9 protein-coding genes are annotated in these 15701 nt (G+C 58.8%); 3 read left to right on the top strand and 6 right to left on the bottom strand.

Annotated features, from left to right (window positions below):
- Positions 1-45: 45 nt before the first annotated feature.
- The 3 genes from AC0R79_RS24145 to AC0R79_RS24135 are packed head-to-tail and all read left to right on the top strand — an operon-like array spanning position 46 to position 8883.
- A complete protein-coding gene (locus AC0R79_RS24145; RefSeq protein WP_375747788.1) occupies positions 46-4137 on the top strand; it encodes a Tc toxin subunit A-related protein in 4092 nt (1363 codons plus the stop codon).
- A complete protein-coding gene (locus AC0R79_RS24140; protein ID WP_474731895.1) occupies positions 4130-7849 on the top strand; it encodes an Ig-like domain-containing protein in 3720 nt (1239 codons plus the stop codon). Before AC0R79_RS24145 ends, AC0R79_RS24140 begins: the two co-directional genes overlap by 8 nt.
- A 44-nt stretch (positions 7850-7893) precedes the next feature.
- Positions 7894-8883, top strand: coding sequence for a hypothetical protein (locus tag AC0R79_RS24135; protein WP_375747787.1), 990 nt, complete (start codon positions 7894-7896; stop codon positions 8881-8883).
- Positions 8884-8906: 23 nt separating this feature from the next.
- Here AC0R79_RS24135 and AC0R79_RS24130 read toward each other — a convergent pair whose 3' ends face one another.
- Genes AC0R79_RS24130 through AC0R79_RS24105 form a run of 6 tightly spaced genes read right to left on the bottom strand, consistent with a single transcriptional unit; the run spans position 8907 to position 15626 of the window.
- Positions 8907-10241, bottom strand: coding sequence for a DUF58 domain-containing protein (locus AC0R79_RS24130; protein WP_474731893.1), 1335 nt, complete (start codon positions 10239-10241; stop codon positions 8907-8909).
- On the bottom strand, positions 10238-11239 hold the full coding sequence (locus tag AC0R79_RS24125; protein ID WP_474731892.1) for an AAA family ATPase: 1002 nt from the start codon (positions 11237-11239) through the stop codon (positions 10238-10240). Before AC0R79_RS24125 ends, AC0R79_RS24130 begins: the two co-directional genes overlap by 4 nt.
- Positions 11236-12402, bottom strand: a complete 1167-nt coding sequence (locus tag AC0R79_RS24120) for a DUF4350 domain-containing protein (protein WP_474731890.1) — start codon at positions 12400-12402, stop codon at positions 11236-11238. Before AC0R79_RS24120 ends, AC0R79_RS24125 begins: the two co-directional genes overlap by 4 nt.
- Positions 12399-13943 carry a DUF4129 domain-containing protein gene (locus AC0R79_RS24115; protein WP_474731888.1) on the bottom strand — a complete coding sequence of 515 codons (1545 nt, stop codon included), beginning with the start codon at positions 13941-13943 and terminating at the stop codon, positions 12399-12401. Before AC0R79_RS24115 ends, AC0R79_RS24120 begins: the two co-directional genes overlap by 4 nt.
- A complete protein-coding gene (locus AC0R79_RS24110; RefSeq protein WP_127799591.1) occupies positions 13930-14907 on the bottom strand; it encodes a stage II sporulation protein M in 978 nt (325 codons plus the stop codon). The genes AC0R79_RS24115 and AC0R79_RS24110 overlap by 14 nt, the downstream gene beginning before the upstream one ends.
- A complete protein-coding gene (locus AC0R79_RS24105) occupies positions 14904-15626 on the bottom strand; it encodes an RDD family protein (RefSeq protein ID WP_474731886.1) in 723 nt (240 codons plus the stop codon). The genes AC0R79_RS24110 and AC0R79_RS24105 overlap by 4 nt, the downstream gene beginning before the upstream one ends.
- Positions 15627-15701: the final 75 nt, after the last annotated feature.

Genomic DNA, 15701 nt, shown 5'->3' with positions numbered 1-15701 from the left:
TTCGCGCGACATGCAGTTTCGGTTAATGCTTCAGGAGCAAAAGTCATGGCAACGATCGACAACATCGGCGGGCTGCAGGAAAAGCGTCAGCGCGCGTTGCTTGCTTACGCCATCGGAAAAATCCGTACAGGCAACGTCAAGAAGTACGAGTCTGTGACGACACCGGAAGATCTGTCCGAGGTATTGCGGCTGGATGGGCAGGATAGCTACGCAGTGCAAAGCTCCCGGGTTGCCGAGGTGGTGAGCTGTGCGCAGCAGTACACCGCTTCTGTGTATACCAAGCGTGAGCCTGGCTTTGAGACTGTAGAGTTCGACAAAAAAGATCTGCAAGCGTGGAGATTTATGAATAATTATCCGGACTGGGCGTCGTTGAAGATGCTCCAGACCTATCCGGAAAACTTCGTCCAGCCCTCGGTGCGCCAGGGCATGACCAGCCTGTTCAAGAACTTGCAAAACGATTTGAACAAGGCACGACTTACCACAGACGGTGTGCAGGCTGCGCTGCAGGCCTATCTGGAATCGTTCGAGAAAATTTGCAATCTGGACTTGGTCAGCATCTGCATGGCCGAGGGGCTGCCGGAGTCGACGGTCTATTATTTGCTCGGCCGAACGCGCAGTGATCCGCGTCAATACTTCTGGCGAATGGCTGACGTTGAACTGGGGATCACTGAGGAAGCCATGAATCCGGCGGCTTGGAGCGAATGGTTGCCCGTGGACATTCCGACGGGCGTACAAGTCCTGGATATGCGTCAGGTGGTATGGAATGAGCAGCTGTGCATCGTGTGGGCGGTGTGGCGCGACCGGGTGGATAACGACGAAGAGTTTCTACCGGACAGACTGGAGATCTTCGTGGCGTTCAAGCGCCAGAACGATCAGTGGTCGCCACCGACGACTTTGATCATCCAGGAATACCCGACAAAAACTTTGCACATCGGCGCCCGGCTGATCGCAACGGTCTGCAAGGATTATCAAAATCCAAAAGGCAAACTCGGAGTATTGCTGACCAACGGTAAAGAGGGCTCCGTGAATGTCCTCACCGTCCGGGATGTATTTCTGCGTGCCATGCCCCATGACGATGGCGCCTGGCTGAGGTCGGCGGCTGAACATCGCTTTCCGGAAGCCGCCATGGTTCAGCATCCGCTGATGAATCAGCCGACGGTGGTTGCCAGCGATGCAACGGCTTCGGGCGCTCTGTTGGAGTTTCTTGGGCTGCATGCCACAGCTCATCGCGTAGGCAGCAAAGATGTCCTGTTTGTTCAAGGTTATTGCTGGGTGACCGGGCTTGTCGGAGACAATGTTTCCCTCACATTGAACCTGGAAGGTGCCCTTCCCGATGACGGGTTTCCATTGACCGCTGACTACCCGCTCCCAGGCGGCTGGAGCACCGTTTCGATCCAGCTTGCTCGCGATGCTGGAGGCTGGGCCCAGCCAGCCGTCTTCACATTTGGCAGTACCACCCAAGGGCTGAAGCGCTTCGAGGTGCGGGTCAAGGATCTGACGGATTTCGCAGTTCCGACCCTACTCAAGAACACTCGGAATGCGGCGCAATTCTTATCGCTCAACCAGGCGCACCTTGCTCTGTGGGGCACCCGGCTCAACACCTTGTTCGGACCCGAGCTCGTACAGCGCGCCAGTAGGTCCATCGATTCCCTTCTGGACTGGTTCACTCAGTTCCTCGAGGAACCAGGTCCTGAATCGGACCTTGAGAAGTTCGAGGAGACCAACGGCGCATTCGACAGCGCCAACGGCCGGAATTTCTGGGAGCTGTTTTTTCACCTGGTGCATCTTGTCGCCACTCGCCTGCGCGATGAGCAGCGTTATGACGAGTCGTATGAATGGCTCAAGTACGTATTTGATCCACAGGCGCCTGCGGACAAACCGGGGGCCGGTCTCAGCTACGATGCGCGTCCCGCATATTGGCGGTGTCGGCCGTTGAACCGGGACGAGGGCAACCCGGGATATGAGGCCCTGAATCCGGGCGATGTGGATTCCATCTGCTACGCAGCACCCAGGCACTATCGGATTTTGATGTTCTGCGAGTACGTCCGGACTCTGATCGCCCAAGGTGATTGGCACTATCGCCAATTGACGCGCGACAGTCTGGTGGCGGCGAAGCTGTGCTACACCCGAGCGCAGTCAATGCTGGGCAAGCCACCTTCAGTTCGCGCCGTTAACCGTTGGAACCCGATCAAGCTCGGTAATCTGTTGGCCGCTAGCGAGTCGCGATCCAGGCTTGAGGCATTCGAAAAAACGTTGGCGTTCAGCCTCAAGGATTTTCCCCAAGCCACCGATGCCGATGCGCGATCGGGATTGCTCGGCTCCGATTTGTTCATCAATCCCCTCAATGAAGATCTGCTCAGGTTGTTTGCCTTGCCTGGCGCACGCCTGGATAACTTGCGCAACAACCGCAACATCGACGGCGTGTCGATGCTCATTGAACCATTCAGTGCCCCAACCGACCCCCGTCAGTTGATGCGCGATCTGGCAGCCGGAAGCGGTGGCGCGCCCAGGCCGATGGGTGGGCGCCTCAAGGTCAACGCTTTTCGCTGGCGCGTCTCGTTCGATGCCGCGTTTCGCGCAGCGCAAATGCTCTCGGAGTTCGGCGCGCAGGTGCTGAACTTGCTCGACCGGGGGGATCAGGCAGAACAGCAGGAAATTCAGTTGCGGCAGATGGTGGAGATAGGCGACTACGTGAGCGCAATGCAGGAGCAGACCATCGAGCAGTTGCGCCTGCAGGTCACAGCGCTGGAGCAGAGCGAAGCCGTGGCGCAAGAACGCGCTGCCGCGTACGCGCGACTCTATGACGAGCACATATCGAATGCTGAATATGAGGTCATGGACAAGATCCAGTCGGCCAAATTGTTTTCCTTGATTGCGTCCAGCATCAAACCGGTTGGCGCATTTGTCGCCGCACTACCCAACATTTTCGGTTTCGCCAATGGTGGGCACAGGGCGGAAAAAATCACCGATGCAGTGGTATTCGGACTGAACGTTGCCTCCTCGGTCGAGCAGATGGAGGCCGATAAACTGGCAACCACCGAAGCTTACCGCCGCCGACGTGCCGATTGGGGCCTGCAACGTGATCAGGCGCAGGCAGAAGCTCGCGCGCTGAAAACACAGATCAGCGCACAGCAGCAGTCTGTACTTGCAGCGCAGACCAATCTGGAGCAAACCAGGCTCTCCAACAGCCATACCTTGACGATTTACAACTTCCTCAAACAACGAGCGACCAATGCCGAGCTGTTCCGATGGATGCTGGGGCAGCTCAGTGCGCTGCACTATCAGGCACACGATACGGTAGCGAGCCTTTGCCTCAGTGCCCAAGACTCGCTGAATGCAGACACTGGCGATTACGATACGGTCCGCTCGTTACCCGGGGTCTGGCTGGACAATCGTCATGGCCTGACCTCCGGCGAGCATCTGCGGATGTGGCTAACGAACCTAGAACGTGACTATACGCAAAAGCACCAGCGACGACTGGAGCTGCGCAAAACGGTATCCCTGCGTCGCTTGTTCGACGACCCCATTGCGCCCCAACTCGGCCATGACAGCTGGACGCTAGCGCTGGCGCATTTGCGGAAGGAAGGAACACTGGATTTCTGCCTGACCCAGTTGCTGTTTGATCGTGACCATCCGGGGCATTACTGCCGGCAGATCAGTTCGGTCTCGGTCGATCTGCCAATGGTCAATGGGCCTTACGAGAATGCGCGTGCTTCCCTGGTCCAGATCAACAGCAGAATCGCCACCAAGGCAACGGCACAATCGGTTGCTTATTTGCACGATCCGGTAAACCACGTGGCCCCACCGGATGTGTTGATCAACTTGCTCTCCGGTCAGCAGATCACCCTGTCTACCGGAATGGCAGACAACGGTTTGACCGCCAGCAAACCAGATGAAGGCTTGCTCAATCCGTTCGAAAACACCGGGGCGGTTTCCTGTTGGCAGTTGAACTTCCCTTGGCCGCAGAAAGAACCGCAGAGCGGCATGCTGGCCTCACTGACGGACATCATCGTGGAGATCTGTTTTACCGCCAGAGCCGGTGAGCCGACCTTTACGCGCCAGGTCGAGGACATGGTGACGATTGCCGAGACACCGGAGAAAAACAAAAAACGCAAGGGAGCGAGCAACCATGGGTAATCAGGGCGTTCTCGCCAATCAGAATCTGGTGGCTTATGGGTCATTCGAGTCTGTCTTGACCGGCTGGACTGAGTATCCGAAAAACAGTCGATGGGTCACTGTTTCCTCACAGAAGTACAACGGCGAGGATATCAACACGCTGTCGGCCGGTTATGGGGCATCGGTTAGCCAGGATATTGTTGCACCAATAACCCCGGGCCAAGCGGCACAGTACGTTCTGAAGTTTCTGTGCGAGTCGCGCCATACGGGCACAGGGTTGGTACGCCTCTCCAGTCCGAACATGGCACCCGTAGACATTCAGATTCCCCCAGGTAGACAGCGCAATACAGGGCAGCCGTTGGACTTTGTCCCGGTCGAGTATTCAATCGCCTTGCCCGCTACGTTCAGCGCCCGGGATATTCTGACATTCAGTTTGACCAGCCCGACGAGCAGACCTGATGACGATCATTTATTGGTTTATCTCAGTCGCGTCATTATCGAGTTGCACCTGGGACCTTTGAAGCTGAAGGAATTCATACTCGACGGGCAACCCCATCCATCGACGTCTCTGGTGCCGCTATGCCTCGGTGCGGAAAACACCGCAACGCATATGCTCGGTTTTCACGTAGAGGAGGGCAATGTCTGGGAGGGTACCGATTACTCTCTGGAGTTCGGCAGCAATCCTGATGAAGCCGTTGTCGCCTATCCCGATGCGTCGATCGATCACCCGCTGCACGAGGGGCGGGCACTGAGCTGCCCGGCACTCGACCTGTCAGCGGCGCACCCGATGACGCTGAAATTGTGGAGCCAGTACCACGCCGCTCCCTATCTGTTACAGGCATCGCTGTGGCATCACCGGCTGGATTTTCTTGAAGTACTGGATGCGGCGTATTTTCCGATACTTGCGCTCAATCAAAGCGTCAAGTTGGGCGTGCGAGTTGCATCGTTTTACACAAGGCAGACGCTTGAGGGGGTGCCGGTCACCTGGACTGTTACCGGGAGCTCGATCCAGGTCAATGTGACCACCGGTGCCGATGGCTGGGCGTACTTGGACTTCCTGCCAGACGTTAAGGGTGTCGTTAACATCAGCGCCTCGGCTCCGAGCCTTTTCTACACGTCGGGCGTTGTCACGCAGGACTTTGAAGTGACGGTGTTAGAGAAGAATCCGATGGACGAGGTCATGGCGGTTGTCGAAGGCAAGCCAGAACCTTGGGCATTGAAGACGGGGTGGCTGAATCGGGCGTCGAAATATGATCTGCGGGTAACCGTGCCGGCGGTCCTTGAGAGAACCAATATGTCGCTCGGATGGAGTGGCGATTCCCAAGAGCAGCTTGAGGTCTATGTCAGTCCGCAGGTCAATAAAGAAGTGCCGGTACCGTCCAGCCTTGAACTGCTTTGGAGCATGGAAAACGGGGATGTGCTGGACGGCAGTTTCCATTTGCATTTGACCTGCTCGCAATTGCTCCTGCCGTCTGCGGACAAACTCATGCGCCTGGCACGCAACGAACTCGAGATTGGCCGGGTGATTGAGGCGGACAAGACGTGTGTCGTCGATGAACTGGAAAGTGCAACGGTTCAGGTCGAGGTTTTGCACAAGGTCACGGCCGGCGACGGTGATCCGGTGCAGGGAGCCTTGGTGAAGTGGATGCTGCCGGACGGAACCATTGTTCACTCGACTACGGGCGCTGGCGGCTGGACCAGTGTTTCGTATCGGCCGACCAGTCCCGGCGATCATGTAATCGTCGTGCGTATCCAGGCGCACCCGGACGCGATTCCGATTGAATGGAGTTTCGTCATATCCGCAATTGCGACCAGTCGGTGGAAGAGTGAGGTCACATTTTTACTTGATGGTGTTGCAGTACAGCGCAACACGCTTGGAGTGCTCTGCCGCCGTGGACAGACACATACCTTGAAAGTCTTGCCGATCGAAGGCAGAGACTGGATCGGGAAAAACATCAGTCTGAATTGGCGTGGTGAGGATCCCGATATCGGGTTGGTCATCAGCGATCCGGGCATGTCAAAGATTCTCGTGGAAGAGGGTGTGGAGTGGACCCTTACCTCTGAGGTAGCCAGCAGTTTCAGCAGGCGGTTCGAAGTCGAATTTCGTCTGGAGGGCGAGCCTACGGTGCGGGAGCTTTCCGGGCGTTTGCTGCACGCTGATCTCGGGGTGGAACTGAGTCTGTTACTCGATCAGGTTTCTCGACCACTGACCGGTCAACAGTTTGATCCCTGCCTGGGTGCGGTTCATTCGTTCAAAGTACTTCCCAATGCACTAAGTGCGCTGCTGGGGCTGAATATATGGCTGAAGTTGACGGGCACGCCGCTCGACCAGTTGGGTGCTTCGATAAACCCGGCACCGGATCAGCCTCATCCCCTGGACGCCGGCGGGGTGCACTGGGAGCTGAACTTCACTGATGCTGTGGCCGGTCTGTTCAATCTGATCGTGTCTGTGCCTGAGCTGAATTTCGTCGCTGTCGCCACACCCATGAAGCTGGATCACAACAAGCTCCGGTTGGCCACACTGCGCGATCCGGCAGTGGATCCGGTCGTCTGGCGGGACACGGCCTGGATCTGGGCGTGGGTGGTTTCCCATTTCACCGGCAAGCCGGTTGCGGGCGCGTTGGTAATTTGGGAGGCCGAAGGCACAAGCACCGAAGTCAAGTCCGATGCCGGGGGGGCGAGCGGTTATGGCATGGTGCCGAAATCGCCGGGAGAACACCTGGTCACAGGTTCTATCTTCAGCCGTTTTGATGGTTTTAAAGAAGCGCGCTCGACATCGGTCACCGCTTTGCCCAGTGATCCTTGGGATACGTTTCGCGTAAGTATGGACGGACTGACCGCCGTTGCTCCCGGAGAGCAAACCTACTACCCGCGCCGCAAGGCCCAGCACTCACTGGAAGTGTCGGCGCCCGCAGACAATGCGTTGATTGGACGCAAGTTGACATTGGGAATGGGCGGGAACGCTCCCAGCAAATTGGGGTTCGTTTTTGCTACGTCCAACATCCTCGGATTGGCGCAACCATTTCAGGGAAATTTGCGTTATGTGTTTTCTTTACTTGATCAGACGGACGGCAGCTGCACATTCCGCTTCGGGGCGGAGCGACTGGCACGTCTTTCTCCGGAAATCCATCTGTCGGTGGGGCCAGGCGCTCCAGTATGGAAGATCAGCGCGACCACGCTTGCACCTCCAACGCTTTACTGGAAGGAGACATTTACGGCTGAAGTCAAAGTCATTTCGTCCATCAGCCAGAGGCCAATGGCGGGTGTGCCCGTCGAGTTTCAGGGGGAAAACGGAGTGAAGTCCATGGTCGCTACCGACTATTACGGGGTGGCCAGATATAGTTTCATTCCAACGATAACTGGATTGAATGAAGTGATAGCGAAGGTTGGCGCTGGAGAGTTTTCGGATAGCGTCAAGTTGCCGTACATCTTGTTGGCGCCTCGGAAGATCGAATCATTCACCAGTCCGGAAACCTCAGCCCCGGTGGGTGCAAGAGTTTCAGCAGATATCCGGATAGTGTCGTTCCTGAATGACCAGCCTGTGTCGGGTGCCAGGGTTGTATGGAGCTTTCTGGATTTTGTTCTTCCTGATTCGATAACCGGTGCCGACGGTGGAGCGCATGTGGAGTTCAGGCTGCCTGGTATGAATCGAGCGCTTCTTAAAGCAACTGTAGAGGGCGGGGTTGCGGGTTGGGTAGGACGACATATCGAGTTCAGCGCGATACCGACTTGATTCATTCATCTGGTATTTCACGAAACACTGGAAGAACACGAGGTTTGAAAATGACCAATTTTTTACAGACTTCAACCTGGCGGGCAAATTTCAGGCCTCATCTCGATGGCGTGCGTTGCAGGTGGGACGATCTGAGGCTGAACTTGGTAGCAGGTAAGTGTTATCAACTGACATTGGAGTTTGATGGAAGCTATTTGATTGGCGATGCCGAATCACCCATTGCCATATGCCGTGTTTCAAACAGCGATATGAGCGGCATTGAAATTGCTCCTGAAGAAGGGCGGCCGATTCAAATGGTTGAGGATCCGAATACATTCAGCAATTTGGTTTGGAATATATCGACTAATCAGTCGCCAAGTAATTCGTGCAGTCTGCACTTTGAAATGCCGAATTATCCGGGAATGCCGAATTCGCCTTCCATTCCTGTCCGAATTGAAGACATGATCATTGGATCAGTGAGCTGTGATCGGCCTGTTACATATGCCGGATATAAAGTCAGTGCCCAGGCATTGGTCATCGCTACTCCCAGCGGTACGCCTGTCTCCGGGGTTCCTATCAATGCCTCATACGAAGGCAAAGCGTTGCCTGAGTCCGTTACGGATAAAAATGGTATTGCGCAATTTGATTTTGTGGCTGCAAACGTTGGGGAGAATGATCTGATCGTCACTCAGGGTATCGGGGCTCCCGATTCAAAGACGCTGCGGATAGTGGTTCAGGAACAGAAACGAGCAACGATTTATAGAATGACCCGCTATCCGTTTGAGCTACACATCGGACAAACCTGTGAATTTGCAGTGTTTGTTGCGGACCAGCAAACGCTGAAGCCTATCGCAGGAAGAGAAGTTCGTTGGAGACTCAATGACTTTGAGATAGGGGTGAGTTTTACGGGTGAGGATGGCAGGGCAACAGTGCAATGGCTCGCCACGGGAATCATAATGGGGATCGTGGAGGTATGGGCCTATGTGTTTAGCCAAACCGACACGGCGAAAGAATCGGCGCAGGTAAATGTCGTACGGTCTCCGATACTTGAATAAAAGATCTTTTTCGCAGGACATGATCAATGCAATACACCTGCTTTTTTCCACGCTTTGTAGCGAGTCACCAGTTCCGCGCTCATTTCACCTGCGTGGACGTCCAGTACCGGAACCCCATGAGCATTTAACCGCTCATTGATGTCGGCTCTGACGTTAAGGTAATCCACCGTGCCGCAGTAGGTCAGCGATTCCTCCATGGTCCTCGCAGGAGAATGAAGTACAAGATCCAGGATCCGTTCGCGGAGACTGACAACAAGTACTTGATGCTGGTGAATCAAACGTTTCACGGCATTCAACAGTTCTTGATCATGCTCATCTCTAAGGTTGGTGATCAACACCACCAGCGCCCGACGCTTCTGTCTGGCCAGTAACTGATTCACCGCCGCCGGATAATCCGCCGAACGCCGCGTGCTATCCAGATCATAAACACCGTTGAGCAACACCTTGAGCTGCCCCGCACCTTTGACCGGTGCAATGAACCGCGGCTGATCGCTGGCGAAGGTGGACAAGCCCACCGCATCCCCCTGGCGCAACGCCACATAACTCAATAGCAGACACGCATTCAACGCATGATCGAAATGCGACAGCTCGCCGTCCTGACTGCGCATCTGCCGCCCGCAATCGAGCATGAAAACAATCTGCTGATCCCGCTCGTCTTCGTACTCGCGGGCAATCGGTGTGCGGTGGCGGGCGGTGGCTTTCCAGTCGATCTGGCGCAGGCTGTCGCCTTCGCGAAATTCCCGAAGTTGATGGAATTCCATCCCTTGGCCACGGCGTTGGCGCTGGCGTACGCCGAGTTGGCTGAGCCAGTTGTCGACCGCCAGCAACTGGCCGCCGTAGAGGCGGGCGAAGTCGGGGTAGACGCGGGTGTGGTCGGTGATGTTCAGCAGGCGTTTGCCGGACCACAGACCCAAGGGGCTCGGCAGGTTGAGTTCGCAGATTTCGAAGGTGAAGTGGCCGCGTTTGAGTGGGCGCAGGCGATAGCCGATCAGGCTGCGCTGGCCGGGTTGCAGCTCGGTGGAGAGCGGCAGGTTTTCGTGGCTGAGGCCGTCGGGTACGTGGTCGAAGAGTTGAATGGCCAGTGGTGGGTCGAAGTCGTGTTCGACCTCCAGCCGGATTTCGCTCCAGCGACCGAGGGCCAGGCTGCCGGGCATCTGTCGTTGCACGCGGGGCGAGGGCAGGCGCTTGAGACGCAGCGCGTCCAGCAGGCTCAGCGCAAGCAGCGCCAGCAACAATCCCCAGTTGATCGACAACAGGCTCGACGGCACCTCGACGTCCAGCGCCTGCAACGCGCCCAGCACAATACCGATGGCCAGCAGGATCGCCAGCCAGATCAACAGCAGGCGCGACGGTTTCACAGGCGCGGCGCCGGTACTTGGTCGAGCAGTTGCTGAAGGACTTGATCGACTTGCAGCCCTTCGATATCCAGCTCCGGTGCAAGGCGTACGCGATGGCGCAACACCGCCAGTGCGCAGCCCTTGATGTCGTCGGGAATCACGAATTCGCCGCCGCGCAACAGGGCCCGGGCGCGTGCGCAACGCACCAGTGCAATGGAGGCGCGTGGTCCGGCGCCGAGGGTCAGCCCCGGCCAGGTGCGGGTGCTGCGGGCGAGGCGCACGGCGTAATCGAGCACCTGCTCGTCCAGCGGCAGATCGCTGGCGATGCGTTGCAGGGCTTGCACGTCCTTGGCCTGCAACACGGTGCGCAGCGGTTGCACGTCGAGCATGTCGGCACGGGTCGAGCGACTGACCTGCCGCACCATGTCCAACTCCTGATCGGCATCGGGGTAATCCATGCGGACCTTGAGCATGAAGCGGTCGAGTTCGGCCTCCGGCAGCGGGTAAGTGCCTTCCTGTTCGATCGGATTTTGCGTGGCGAGCACCATGAACGGCTGGGCAATCGGCAGGGCCCGGCCTTCGAGGGTGACCTGACGTTCCTGCATCGCTTCGAGCAGGGCGGCTTGCGTCTTGGCCGGGGCGCGGTTGATCTCGTCGGCCAGCAGCAGGTTGGTGAACAACGGGCCTTTGCGCAGTTTGAATTGCTCGGTCTGCAGGTCGTAGACCGCGTGGCCGGTGACGTCGCTGGGCATCAGGTCCGGGGTGAACTGGATGCGCGCGAATTCGCCGCCGAAGCATTTTGCCAGGGCGCGTACCAACAGGGTTTTGCCGAGGCCGGGAACGCCTTCGAGCAGCACGTGACCGCCGGCGATCAGGGCGGTCAGCACGTCGTCGATCACCGGGTTCTGGCCGATCAGCGCCTTCTGCAATTCACCGCGCACCGCTTGCGCCAACTGGCTCGCGCGCTGGCGTTGTTGGGCCGCGTGGCCGGGCGAGCCGGATTCGATGTGTTCGGTCATAGCGTGTTCCTCAAGGCTTGCAGGTGGGCGACCTGACGGCAGAATTCGGCGCTGGACATACGCCGCTTCGGTGCCGGGCTCAGGGCCTGGCTGATGGCACGGGTCGGTTGGCGGGTCAGGCGCGACAGCACCAGCCATTGTTCGGCGACGTTCAGTTGGTCGAAACCGGGATGACGGTGACGGGCGCGGCGCAGGACATCCTGCTGCAAGGCTTGCAGCAAGGTCTGTTGACCGTTGTGACGCAGGATGAAATCGGCACTGGCGCGCAGGTGTTCCATCAACTGTCGACGACCACTCGGAGCCGGCGCCTGCACCGGGCCGTGACGCACGCCGACATGCCACAGCCACAGGCCGATCAGCGCCAGCAGGGCGACAATGGCTTGCGGGAAATAGCGCCAGAGCAGGGTCAGCAGACTGTCGTGTTCGGTGTTGTACAACAAGGTCACGGCGGTGTCGGCGCTGAGGTACCAGAGCAGCCAGGCATTGTCGTGCTGTGCAATGGCCGGGGTTTTCCACAGATCGGCATCGGTGACCACGGTGATCGTGCCGAGGCCGAAAGCCAGTTGCATCATGTGTGTGGCTTTCGCGCTGTTGGCCCAGGCCTGGGCGAGGTTTTTCGGGTCGTCGAGGTGGAACGCGGTGTCGAACCCGGCATAGGCCGGGGTGTCTTCGTCTTCCAGATAGAGCTTGGTCAGATTGGGCCAGGGATCTTCGGCGGCATCCGGTGGCGTGCCCTTGAGATCCTTGGTGAAGGATTGATGCAGTTGCACGCGGTCAAGCAACAGGTCGTTGCTCTGGCCGGTCTTTTCATCCCAGATCGATTCGGCAACGAACACCAGCCTTCCGCCAGCCCGGGCCCAGTTCAGAACCTGATCGACCTGACGCGGAGTCATTTTCGAGCGGTCGTTGAACATCAGCAGCGTGTGCTGGCGCGGATCGATATCGGGCAACACGGCGAGGCTTTCGGCATGACTGACGTCGATCCCGCGTTCACGCAGAAACATCTCCGCTGCCAGATAAGGATTGGCTTGTGCAGCGGGGGACGGGCCGTGATCGACCTCGGCCTGGTAAGGCGTGGCGTTGAGGTACAGATAAATGCCCAGCGCACCGAGCAGGGCGACGATCAGCGCGCCGCACAACAGCCAGAGCGTGCGCCGCTTCAACGGGCGACTCCGTGGCCAAACAGAGTGCGCCAGCCGTCACACAATTCCTGTTGCAGATGCTCCGCCGGTACGCGGTGCCCGTAGGCCATGTTCTGCCAGTGGCCGGTGAGATGACGGCTATAAGTGAGCAGGTCCGGTCGCTGCAATTGTTCGATCCGGGCCAGCACTTCGTTTTCGGTGTCGGCGGGTTTCAGGGTCAGGTTGAAGTCGTGCAATAGATGACTGAGCAGTGCCCGGTACAGCAGACCCAACGCTGCGCGCGGTTCGGTTTGCCAGAGCTGTTCCGCGTGGCTGGCGATGTCATCGGGCAAGGTTTCCTTTTGCAGATCCAGACCGAAGGCCTGTTGCGGCAAGGGCCTTTTGTTCGCTTCGGGCAAGCGCGGACGGCGGCCGACGAACGCTTGCAGAAAATCCCGGTAGCGCCAGACCAGCCAGCCAATCCCGGCAGTCACCGCGCCCCACAGCACGACTTCGATCGCCTTGGCCAGGCCGTCGAGGTGTCGGCCGTCCAGCCAATCGAGCAGGGTCTTCAACCATTGCGGAGCTTCGCCTTCCCTGGGTTTTTCGGCAGCCGCGGGATCTTCGCCGAAGCGATAACGGGTGACGGTTTCCTTGTTCTTGAATGGTGGTTGTTCGAGCAAGGCCTTGATGCTGTTGCGGGACGCCTCGCTGGTCAGTGGCTGATTCAGGAGACGCGGTGCATCCGGAGCAGTGGCAGGCTCGGCAGCCCAGGCTGAGGGCAACCCCGGCAACAGCAGACACGCCACCATTAGCAAGCCGATCGCGCTGCTGTTCAAACGCTGGCGCAAGCGGCGGAACACCAGTTCGATGTCCCAGGCTTCGAGGACGGTGCGGCGGTTCAGATACAGGCTGAATCCGCAGGCGACATACACCGGTTCCCAGATCACCAGAATCAGCGCATAGAACGCATTGGTCAGATGCTCCAGCCAGCGCCATTCGTAGTCGGCCGCGAAGATCAGGCTTTGCCAGTCCCAATCGGTTTCGACCTGTTGCGGCAGAAGCAGGTAGAACAACACCATCAGGCCGATCCACAGCGCCGTTTCCAGGTGCACGCCGATGATCGTCAGCCACTGCGCGGCGCCGGCATTGCGTTGCAACAACACCTGCAAACGCTGCTGACGGGCCGTGCCGTCGAGGCCTTCGAGTTGCAGCACGGGCAGCAGGAAGCTGCGACTGAGGCTGAGGCGGCGCCAGGTCAGGCTGGCGATGAGTTGCGGCTTGAGCAGGCGCGGCCATTGGCGCAAGGCCTGTTTCAAGGTGGGGGTTTCGCCGAACAGCGCCTTGGACAGGATGTACAGCGGCAAGCGTTCGTAGGCCGGTTTCAGCCACCAGAAGATGAACACGGCCAGTGACGGCGAATCCCACAACAACAGGCTGAGCACCGCGAACAGCGGCAGGGTGACGATGGCCCAACTGGTCATCAGCAGGCGCCGATGTTGCTGGCTCATGAGCACGCCCAGATCCATGGCTTCCCAGGTGGTGCGCGGACGGATCGCCACGGTTGCGTCACTCAGGCGCATGGCGGGTCCTTCCGGCGAACAGCAGATAGAGCGCCACACAGAGCCAGAGCCCGGCGCCGACCAGGTATTTGGTCTGCGGCGTAACCCCGGTGCGCGACGACCAGTAGGCTTCGATAAACGCGGCGATCAACAGAAACAGCATCACGCCGCAGATCAGCAGGATGCTCTGGCGCGCCGCGATCTGCAGGGCCTCGATTCGTGTCAGGCGTCCCGGCGCGATCAATGCCCAACCCAGTTTCAGTCCTGCCGCGCCGGCCAGGGCGATGGCGCTGAGTTCGAACGCGCCGTGCCCGATCACGAACGACCAGAAGGTCTGGCCGAAGCCGATCTCGCTGAGATGGCCGGCCACCGCGCCGATGATCAGCCCGTTGTAGAACAGGAAAAACGCACTGCCCACCCCCAGCAGCAAACCGCTGGCGAAGGTCTGAAAGGCGATGCCGATGTTGTGCATGATGTAGTAGCCGAACATCACCCAGTCTTCGCTCGCCGCGCGCTCGGCGGAACGCCCGAGATGGCCGGCGGCAGGGTCGTACATGCTTTGCATCTCGCGGACCTGATCGGCGGGGATCAGGTTGTAGACCAGCTCCGGAAACAGGAAAACCAGCAAGCCGAAACCGGCCAGGCTGCCGAAGAACAGCAGGGCGGCGGCCAGCACGAAACGCCATTCGGCGCGCACCAGCTGTGGAAAACCGGCGAGGATGAAACCCAGCACGTTAGCGCCGAGCTGGCTGCGATGCCGGTAAAGCTGTTGATGGCCGCGCAGCACTTGCTGTTGCAAGGAGTCGACCAGAAAACTGCTGTAGCCGCGCTCTTGCGCCAGGGCCAGATGCTGGCAAAGTCGGCGATAGGCCTTGGGAAATTCCGCGACCTGCGAAGTGTCCTTGCCTCGTTCCAGACGTTCGAGGGCGAGGGTGAAGCGCTCCCATTCGGCCTTGTAGCGGGATTCGAAAAGGCTTTGCTTCATGTCGGACCCAACAGACCGCGAGCGATGCCGTTGAGTTCACCGACGGCTTTCGGCGCGCTGATGTGCAGCGGCTGGGCCAGCAATGCAGCGAGTTCGTTGACCCGCGCGGTCGACAGTTCGCTTTGGCGTTCGGCGAAAGCGAGCAGGGCGCGTTGTTCAGTCAGGGTCAGCGGGATCGGCGAGCGGCGCGGTTCGGCATCGGGCAATTGCGGGCGCTTGAGCGGGCGTTCGCTGTAGATCACCAGCGTGCCGGCAGCGATGTCGCCGAGGCGTTTGAAGGTCGGGTGTTGCAGGCAACTGATCACACCGAGGAAATAGCCGAACGGCATCAGGTCGACAAAACGCAGCAAATTGCGCAGCAGCGACGCCGACCAGCCGACCGGCGTGCCGTCGTCGTGCACCACCCGCAGGCCCATCCATTGCTTGCCCGGCGAGCGGCCCTGACGCAGCACTTCGAACAACACCATGTACCACCAGCTCACCACGAACAGCAGCAGTGAGCCCAGACCGATGCCGAGTTTGCCGAGCAGCGCCAGCACCATGAGCAGCAGGCCCAAAATCAGCCCGCGCAACCCCAGATCGATGGTGAACGCCACGGCACGCACCATCAGGCCGGCGGGACGCAGCGGCAGGTCGATGCCTTCCGGCGTTTCGACCTGGTGCCGCGTGTCCAGCGGGGCCAGCGGTGCTTTCCTTGGCGGTGCTGTGGTCTCGAGCATGGGCTACCTGATGTTGCCGGATCGGGATGCAAGTGCGTCCGATGCTAGCAGTCTCTCGGGGGGAAACGACATAAC

This window comes from Pseudomonas sp. HD57-3 (assembly GCF_056113135.1).
This window is presented reverse-complemented; position numbering and strand designations above follow the sequence as displayed.

Coding starts and splice junctions, on each gene's coding strand:
- AC0R79_RS24105 (WP_474731886.1), bottom strand. CDS start 15,626: ATGCTCGAGACCACAGCACCGCCAAGGAAAGCACCGCTGGCCCCGCTG.
- AC0R79_RS24140 (WP_474731895.1), top strand. CDS start 4,130: ATGGGTAATCAGGGCGTTCTCGCCAATCAGAATCTGGTGGCTTATGGG.
- AC0R79_RS24145 (WP_375747788.1), top strand. CDS start 46: ATGGCAACGATCGACAACATCGGCGGGCTGCAGGAAAAGCGTCAGCGC.
- AC0R79_RS24115 (WP_474731888.1), bottom strand. CDS start 13,943: ATGCGCCTGAGTGACGCAACCGTGGCGATCCGTCCGCGCACCACCTGG.
- AC0R79_RS24125 (WP_474731892.1), bottom strand. CDS start 11,239: ATGACCGAACACATCGAATCCGGCTCGCCCGGCCACGCGGCCCAACAA.
- AC0R79_RS24110 (WP_127799591.1), bottom strand. CDS start 14,907: ATGAAGCAAAGCCTTTTCGAATCCCGCTACAAGGCCGAATGGGAGCGC.